The sequence below is a fragment of the Methylobacterium sp. J-026 genome (genome assembly GCF_022829585.1).
In the GTDB taxonomy this organism is placed as follows: Bacteria; Pseudomonadota; Alphaproteobacteria; order Rhizobiales; family Beijerinckiaceae; genus Methylobacterium.
In genome coordinates, this window is record NZ_JAKSYC010000204.1 from 1 (window position 1) to 5,752 (window position 5,752).

Annotated in this window: 4 protein-coding genes; 1 reads left to right on the plus strand and 3 read right to left on the minus strand. The window is 73.0% G+C overall.

Going from position 1 to position 5,752, the window contains the following annotated elements; genetic code table 11:
• Positions 1–188 precede the first annotated feature (188 nt).
• From MKK69_RS18650 to MKK69_RS18660, 3 genes are all read right to left on the minus strand, one after another.
• Positions 189–419, minus strand: a complete 231-nt coding sequence (locus tag MKK69_RS18650) for a hypothetical protein (protein WP_243970273.1) — start codon at positions 417–419, stop codon at positions 189–191.
• A gap of 116 nt (positions 420–535) precedes the next feature.
• Positions 536–2,623 carry an NAD(+) synthase gene (locus tag MKK69_RS18655; RefSeq protein WP_243970275.1) on the minus strand — a complete coding sequence of 696 codons (2,088 nt, stop codon included), beginning with the start codon at positions 2,621–2,623 and terminating at the stop codon, positions 536–538.
• 486 nt (positions 2,624–3,109) lie between these two features.
• On the minus strand, positions 3,110–3,331 hold the full coding sequence (locus MKK69_RS18660; protein ID WP_243970277.1) for a hypothetical protein: 222 nt from the start codon (positions 3,329–3,331) through the stop codon (positions 3,110–3,112).
• A gap of 157 nt (positions 3,332–3,488) precedes the next feature.
• Between MKK69_RS18660 and MKK69_RS18665 the strand changes: the two genes are divergently transcribed.
• Positions 3,489–5,752 (plus strand): DNA translocase FtsK (locus MKK69_RS18665; RefSeq protein WP_279598493.1); only part of this gene is annotated, 2,264 nt, incomplete at its 3' end.

Here is a 5,752-nt window from a genome sequence, read left to right on the forward strand (position 1 = left end):
TCTGACCGGCGAACTCGCTGAGAGCTCAAACCTGTGTCGCCCGTAGCCGCAAGGGAGAGGAGAGAACGTGTCGGCCAGCGATATGTGAATTCGGCAGCCCACAGCGGGGGAGGGGGAGAAGCGGAACTGCCGATGCGCGAACTGAGATCGGTGACCCCGCTAGCCCAAGCCCGCGGCGGGGGGCTCCCTCAGGCGACGAAGCGCCGGTCCACCGTCTGGAACAGGTAGAAGCCGTTGAAGCGCACCGCCGTGTCGGCGGCCCGGTCGTCGAAGTCGAGGGGCTGCCGGCTGCCATCGCAGAGCTTGCCGCCGTATGTCCATCGGCCGGCGCCGATGAAGGGCGGAACGGTGCTCGCCTCGGGCACCGCGCAGCAGAGGCTTGCCTCGCCCTTGAGCTGGAACAGGTTGTAGCTTCGCATCCGAAGTCCTCCGCCTGACCGCCCTCGACGCCGAACACTGGCAGCACGGAACCCTGCGCTGCCAAGAAACGGCTTGACCGTGTTCATAATAGCACAATCGGTCGAGTTTGTGACGGTCAAGTTTCGGGGACGTTTCGGTCCAGCTCCGCGATCCAGATCCGCGCCGACCCGTCCGAGGGCGCGCGCCAATCGCCCCGGGGCGACAGGGAGCCGCCGGCGGAGACCTTCGGGCCGTTCGGCAGGGCCGAGCGCTTGAATTGGCTGAAGCCGAAATAGCGGGTCAGGAACACCCCGAGCCAGCGGCGGATCTCCGGAAGATCGTAGGCCACCCGCTTGGCCTCGGGGAAGTCCGGCGCCCAGGAGCCGCGCGCCCGGTCGCCCCAGGCGTGCAGCGCCAGGAAGGCGATCTTCGAGGGCCGGAACCCGTAGCGGAGCGTGTAGAACAGGTTGAAGTCCTGCAGCGCGTAGGGGCCGATCGTCGCCTCCGTGCTCTGCGGGGTGTCGTCCGGGTCCACCGGCACTAGCTCGGGGGAGATCTCGGTGTCGAGGACCGCCTGGAGGGTGCGTGCCTCCTCGGGGCCGACCTCGCCGGTGCCGATCACCCAGCGGATCAGGTGCTGGATCAGGGTCTTGGGCACGCCGGCATTGACCGCGTAATGGCTCATCTGGTCGCCGACCCCGTAGGTGCACCAGCCGAGCGCCAATTCCGAGAGGTCGCCGGTGCCGACCACGAGTCCGCCCGCGTGGTTGGCGAGGCGGAACAGGTAGTCCGTGCGCAGGCCCGCCTGAACGTTCTCGAAGGTCACATCGTAGACCGCCTCGCCCCTGGCGAAGGGATGGCCCATGTCGGCGAGCATCTGCCGGGCCGCCGGGCGGATGTCGATCTCGGCGGCCGTACAGCCCAGGGCCGTCATGAGCGCGTGGGCGTTGGCCTTGGTGGCGTTCGAGGTGGCGAAGCCCGGCAGCGTGTAGGCCAGGATGTCCGACCGCGGGTAGCCGAGCCGGTCGAAGGCCTTGGCGATGACGATCAGCGCATGGGTCGAATCGAGTCCGCCCGAGACGCCGATCACGGCCTTGCGGGTGCCGGTGGCCTCCAGGCGCTGGGCCAGGCCCGCCACCTGGATGTTGTAGGCCTCGTAGCAATCCTGCGCGAGGCGCGTCGGGTCGGCGGGGACGAACGGGAAGCGCTCGATCCGTCGCATCAGCCCCAGATCGGCCTCCGGCGGGTCGAGCCGGAAGGGCACGCGGCGATAGGCGAGGGCGTGGCGCCGGGCGTCGTCGTCGAAGCTGCCGGCCTGGAGGCGCTCCTGGGCGATCAGGTCGAGGTCGATATCGGCGAGCGTCGCCACCGGGCCCTCGGGGAAGCGCTGGCCCTCGGCGAGGCGCGCACCGAGCTCGTCGATGCTGGTCTGGCCGTCCCAGGACAGGTCGGTGGTCGATTCGCCGAGACCCGCGGCGGCGTAGACATAGGCGCAGGCGCCGCGCATGGAGGCGCCCCGGGACAGGAGCGCCCGGGACTCGGCCCGGCCGACCGTGATCGGGCTGCCGGACAGGTTCGCCAGCACGGTGGCCCCGGCGAGGGCCGCGCGCATGCCGGGCGGTTCCGGGACCCACAGGTCCTCGCAGATCTCGACCCCGACCACGAGGCCCGGCAGATCCTCGGCCGGGAACAGCAGGTCGGTGCCGAAGGGCGCCGCGTGATCCGCGACCCGGATGGTCTCGCCCACGACGCCGGCGCCGGCGGCGAAGTGGCGCTTCTCGTAAAATTCCCGGTAGTTCGGCAGGAAGGATTTGGGCACGACGCCGAGCAGGCGGCCGCCCTGGATCGCCAGGGCGCAGTTGTAGATGCGGTGGCGCCAGCGCAGGGGCGCGCCGACCAGGAGCAGCGGCCGCAGGGATGCCGATTCGGCGATCACCCGGGCGGCGGCCTCCTCGACCGCGTCCAGCAGGGTCTGCTGGAGCAGCAGATCCTCGATCGCGTAGGCGGAGAGGCCGAGTTCGGTGAAGACCGCGAGCGCTGCACCGGAATCATGACAGGTCTGCGCCAGGGCGAGGATGGCGTCGGCGTTGCGCCCGGGCTCGGCCGGATAACTGCGCCCGGTGCAGGCCGCGACCCGGGCGAAGCCGTGGCGATAGAGGGAGCGGAAGCGGGCCGGTCCATCGGCCCGGGGATCGGCGCGCGGCGGGGAGGGGGGCTGGGGCACGGGCACCGGTCCGGGGGAGGGGACTCTCCAGCCTTATATGGGGCTCGACCATGGGGCTGGATACATCAGAGACAACCGAGACGCCTTGGATGCTCGCCATGGCCTCCTCAGTCCACAGGATCGGCTCTCCGCGTTCCAACCACGCTCCCTGTCCTGGAGCGGCTGAATTTGACCGTCACGGTCGCCTCCGACGCGGCCCAAGTGGGCTGCCGCCCGGTCCTGCGGATGGCGCCGGTCGATGCGGGCGCGGCCCCGTCGTCGTGAACCCGCCTGTCGGGCCGTCCGACGCGGCCGGCGCGCGCTGTGATGGACGGTGCCGGCGCTTCCGCGCGTCCGAGAACGCCGCCTTGAAGCCCTTCCGGCTCTCGAAGACGGGAACGGACCGCTCGGGTGCGCGATCGCCAGCCCCGGCGCGGTGCCGAGCCGCGATGAACGCCTCGCCGATCTCCTCGGCCGAGCCGCCGATCCGGATGAGGGGACCCTTGTTCATGGCGATCCTCGGCCAAGCAGGCGGAGCTCGCTGAGGAAGTCCGCGACCAGCGGCTCGACCGTGGTGACGATGGAGTCCGGTTGCAGATCGCCGCGATGGATGTGGTCGCGTGGTCCCGCCCCGTCGTCGGAGGCGAGACCGCGCGCGCCGGCGCGTCCGGAGAACAGCGAGAGTTTTAGGCCCTGCGCCGATCCGCGCACCGGCGTCGGCACCACCACGATGTTTCGTCGTCGGAACCCGCAAGCGCATCGACGCGTGCCCGCATGGTTTCCGGCGGATGGCCCCGCGGCAAGCCTCCATTAACGACGAATGGCCTAACTCAGGACAGCCGCCGCGCATCGGCGGATCCCTGTTTCGAGTATCGTTCGAGAACCCATGCGCGCATCGGGACGGCCTCCGTACTCCCATCGTGACCCCGCCCGCCCGGTGCGTGGCGGCGACCGCTCGGGCCTCTCCCTGGGAGCCCTGGCGCACCGGCTGATGGCGCTCCGCGTGAGCCTCACCCGCCGCCTGTCCGGCGCGTCCGCCGGGCTGCCCGCGCGGCCGGCCTACGGCGTCCCCGGACGCCGGGAGCCGAGCTGGCTGACCGCGCCGGCCGCCCTGGTCGGGCGCGAGATGCCGGAGCGCGCCGCGCGCCCGCGCAGCGCCGCGCCGCCCGAGCAGCTCTGGCCGGCCGAGGTCTTCGACGACCGGGCGAGCCTCGACGCGCTCGAGCCGCTGGCCGTCGAGAGCCGGATCGACCGCAGTGCCTCCTCGCCGGGCGTGCTGGTGCGCCAGCCGCGCCGCCCCGCCGCCATCGCGCCCGACGATGCGCGGGACGGCGCGCCGGTGGCCGCAGCCGGTCCCGCCGCGTCGTCCTCGGCCGTGCGCTATACCCGGACCCCCGATTCGGTGCTGCAGGAGCGCCGTCAGCGCGCCCTGGAGGCCGAGCGCGTCGCCCTGGAGCGGGCCCGCGCCGAGGCGCAGGCGGCGGCCCTCGCCCTGGAGACCGAGCGCGCGGAGCGCGAGCGGGCGGAGCGCGCCGGGATCGCCGTCGCGGAGCCCGAGCCCGCCGCCGACGAGGCCGTCCCGGCCGCCGATGCCCCGGACGCGGAGGCGGTGCCCCTGTGGCGTCAGCCCTTCGTCGCCCCGCCGGGCGTCCGCTTCTTCCGCACGCCGGACCGCCGCCCGGTCCGGCCCGCGGTCGAGCTGTCCGCGTCGACGGCCGTGATCGCCCCGGTGGCGGTCGCAGCCGTCGTCCAAGATGTGGTCGACGCGTTGGTCCTGGAGGCGGCGCAAGAGATGATCGCCGCGCCCGTCGAGATTCCGGCCCGCGACTGGTCGGACCTGCCGGACTGGTCCGGGGTCCAGCCCTGGTTCGACGGCGGCGACTGGTCGTCCGTGGAGGCCTGGACGGCGCTGGAGGCCGAGGCCACGGAGGCCGCGCCGGCACCCGAGACCGCCCCCGACACGCCCGCCGTCCCCATGCTTCCGGACGTCACGGACCTGCGCGCGCTGCCCCCGCGGCCGGTCTACGTCCTCGACCGGCTCGTGCGGTTCGACCAGCCGCCACGTCCCGCCGACGGGCAGGATAACGGAGCGGCGTCCGAGGGCGGCCAGCGGACCGACGCGGCCGCGGCGATCCGCAGCGCCTTCCTGCCGACCGCCGAAGCCCTGCCGGCGCCCGCCGGCCTGGCGCTGGTCTTCGGTCCCGGCAGCGCCGCGACCGTGGCTTCCGCCGAACCCGCGTCCGAGGCGCCGCGCCGCGCCCCGGTCCTCAGCGCCATGGCGGCCCGGGCGGCGATCCGCGCGGCCGGCCAGCCGAGCCCTGTCCCGCCGGCGCCTCCGGTCCAGCCCGAGCCTGACATGGCCCCGATGGCGGTCGTACCGGTGGCGGAGCGCGCCGAGATCGAGCGGGTGGTGATCCCGATGATCCCGCGCCCGGTCCTGCTCCGGGGCAAGCTGGCGCCTCAGGCGGAGCCGGAGCCGGCCCCGTCCGACGACGCGGTCGAGGCCGCTCCGGCGGTCGAGCCGGCCGAGGCGGTCGCCGCCGTGCCGGCCCCCGCACCGGTGGCACTCCCCCTGGTCGCGCCCCGGGCGCACCTGATCCCGGCCGGCCGCCATCTCGAGATCGCGCCTATCGAGAACGCCGATTACGAGCTGCCCTCCCTCGAACTCCTGGCCCTGCCGGCCCCCGGCGGCAGCGAGGAGGTCGATGCCGACGTGCTGGAGCAGAACGCCCTCAACCTGCAGCAGACGGTCCAGGATTTCGGCGTGCGCGGCGACATCCTGGCGGTGCGGCCCGGCCCGGTCGTGACCCTCTACGAGCTCGAGCCCGCCCCCGGCACCAAGTCCAGCCGCGTGATCGGCCTGTCGGACGACATCGCCCGGTCGATGTCGGCGGTCTCGGCCCGCGTCGCCGTGGTGCCCGGCCGGAACGTCATCGGCATCGAACTGCCGAACGACACCCGCGAGACGGTCTATCTCCGGGAGCTGCTCTCGTCGGCCGACTTTGCCGAGAGCAAGCACAAGCTGGCCCTGTGCCTGGGCAAGAACATCGGCGGCGAGCCGATCATCGCCGACCTCGCGCGCATGCCGCACCTGCTGGTCGCCGGCACCACCGGCTCGGGCAAGTCGGTGGCGATCAACACCATGATCCT